The 2,739-nt window shown below is 27.7% G+C and carries 3 protein-coding genes; all 3 read left to right on the forward strand.

Going from position 1 to position 2,739, the window contains the following annotated elements:
• The first annotated feature begins 764 nt into the window (after window positions 1–764).
• Complete coding sequence (locus tag GQS58_RS16685; protein ID WP_166388005.1) at window positions 765–1,253, forward strand: hypothetical protein; 489 nt, start codon at window positions 765–767, stop codon at window positions 1,251–1,253.
• Between the two features lie 180 nt (window positions 1,254–1,433).
• Window positions 1,434–1,784: a hypothetical protein gene (locus GQS58_RS16690; protein WP_166388007.1), complete on the forward strand. Its 351-nt coding sequence runs from the start codon at window positions 1,434–1,436 to the stop codon at window positions 1,782–1,784.
• 9 nt (window positions 1,785–1,793) lie between these two features.
• Complete coding sequence (locus GQS58_RS16695) at window positions 1,794–2,651, forward strand: hypothetical protein (RefSeq protein ID WP_166388009.1); 858 nt, start codon at window positions 1,794–1,796, stop codon at window positions 2,649–2,651.
• The last annotated feature ends 88 nt before the right edge of the window (window positions 2,652–2,739 follow it).

Here is a 2,739-nt window from a genome sequence, read left to right on the forward strand (position 1 = left end):
TTTATTATTTATTATCGTTGGTTTATTGGGGAAAATGCTCGCATATTTAAACGCAACAAACCATACACATAAACGTTGTAAAAAACTGGCTGAAAGTATAATTTAAGAACAACAGATATTTAAAAATACATTTAGCTTTAAAGTCTGAAAACTCAAAAAAAGGAAATAAAACGTTTGAAAAATTAGTTTTTTAAAACACTCTCTCGCGAATCAAAATTTTGAAAAAAAATAGAAGGTTTTTAGAATTTTAAGAAAGGAAAAATAGTTCTTTTCGTTCGGTGTTTTAAAACCAAAAAAAAGGAAAAAATTTGCGGAATTTAGCTTGTTTGAAAATATCTGAAAACTTGAAACTTCATTACTGTTTGAAACTAAAATCTCTGAATTGACAAAATATTGAGCAAAAGTCGGAGAAATTCGTTTTTAAAGACAAATTCAGAAAGGCTGAGAGATTTCTAAAAGTAGAATAAAGGTTTACTCATGTTCTGAATTAAAAAATTGAGAAAACCCTGAAAAATCAAAATTGCGGAATTTCCTCAGAAACTCAAAAAAAGAGAAAAAAGAAATAGGAATTTTATAACTTGAAAAGTGGAAATTAAACACGCATTTTACAACACCTTGTATAAAAAATTGCTAAATTTGGCTTAATCAAAGTTTGTTGCATTTTTGTCAACTCCTATTTTCCTGCGGAAAATAGCCGTCGACTTAAAACGCAACTTTCCATACAAAACAACGTTGGGTAACATTTACCAATCACACTCTGAAAAATGGAATATAAAGAAAAAGTAGAAAATATTGATTTTATTTTCGAAAAAATAGAAAACTCTGAAATGTTCAGTATTGAGAATATTTTTTTTGACTCAAATATTGAATATGACGACATATCAGATATAATTTCTTTTGGAGAAAAATACGACCTATTTGAAAAAACGGGAGAATGGTTTATGTTAACTCCAAAAGGTGAGAAATTAAAGGAATTTAAAAAAGGGTTTGAAAAGTTTGAAAATAAAAACAAGCCTAAAAAATATTCACCATATAAAATATCATCTTTCATTTTAACCTTGGTTTTAGGTTGTTCAACTTTTTATTTTGCAAGAGCAAATTATCTCTTGAAAGTTCAAGAATCGAAAATTCCTTCTTTAATTTTGAAAGTTGACTCTTTAAAAGTAGAGTTGAATCTTGCAAATAGTAAACTGATTGAATATAAAATAAAACCGTTAAAAGATACATTAAAAACAAAAAAGGAATCTTATTGAATTTATATTTGGCGGAATAAAAAACGTTACCCAACACCGTGTATAAAAAATTGCTTATTTTAATCCTAACCAAAAGTAGTTGCTTTTTTGTGAACAACAATTTTCCTTCGGAAAATAGCCGTTCACTTAAAACGCAACTTTCAATACACAACAACGTTAGGCACAAGCAGACTCACTCATATGACTGAACAATTTACAGAAGGAGATATAATCCAAGGGAATCAAAGAGACGAAAATGAAGCTATTCATCCTATTGTATATTTTGAGGAAATCGATGATATGTTTTTTCTTGGAGCTATGATTACTCATTCTAAAGCATATGGAAATATTCGATTAGAAGATTCACATTTTAATTATAAAATTGATGATAATCCTGAACCAAGTTTCTTTGTTAAAAATTACTTAGTAAAAAAACAAGAATGGGCGCCTTATACAAAAATTGGAGAATTATCTAAAAGTGGCATTGAATATATTAAAAGTAATTTAAACGATACTAAACCAGAAATTTGGGAGAATTATTTAACCAAATAAACCATTTTAATGACAAAAAACAATCAGTTAACAATTAGATTTGGAGGAGATGGAAATATTAAAATAGAAACTCTAACAGGATTTCTTGAACAATATCAACAAATACTTTATATTATAAATAAAGAATTAGGTTATAAACCCGATGATTTAGTTGTAGAAGTTTCTCCACCAGAAAACGGGAGTTTTAAAATAAAACTTAAACCTAAATATCGAACTCTTATATTAGAAAAATTTGGAGATTTTGCTGCAGCAAGTTTAGCTGGACTAGTTATCTTATACGCTACAACTCAATCAAACAATGAAACTCTTGATGATATTAGAAACATTTTAGAAGAGAAACAAATAACAGATAAAGATGTTCAAAAAAACGTTTACAATGTTTATCAAAATACGGGTGCAAAGCAAAATATTCAACAGACTTTCATACTCGTTAATAATGATGAAAACATTACTGATTTGATTATTGAAAATAAGAATCAAAAAGTAATAAATATAGAAAAATCTGAATTCAAAAAACTAATCGATGTGAATAATGTCACGGAAGAAATAGAACAAAAGAATACGGAGAAAATAAAAAAAGAGGCTATTTTAGTTATTAAAACATTGCATTTTGAAGGTCAAGCAAAATGGGGATTTATCTTTAGAGGTTACTTAATAAAAGCTTCAATAAAAGATAAAGATTTCTTTGAAACATTAAAAACAGAATCTTTTAGAAAAGGAGACACTTTAAAAGTAATTCTCTCGTGGACAAAAAACTTTGACGAAGATTTACAAACCTATTTAGTCGATGAAAGTACATATATAATTGAAAAGGTAATTATACATAAATCAAAAGTTGATAATCAAAGTAAATTAAAGCTGGAATAAAAAGCCAGTGCCTAACACCGTATATAATTTATTGCTGGCTTCTCGCCTACTTACGAAAGTCCTCGCGGACTTTCTTGGTCGGTAATTA

The sequence above is a fragment of the Polaribacter sp. 11A2H genome (assembly GCF_011379025.1).
Classification (GTDB): domain Bacteria; phylum Bacteroidota; class Bacteroidia; order Flavobacteriales; family Flavobacteriaceae; genus Polaribacter.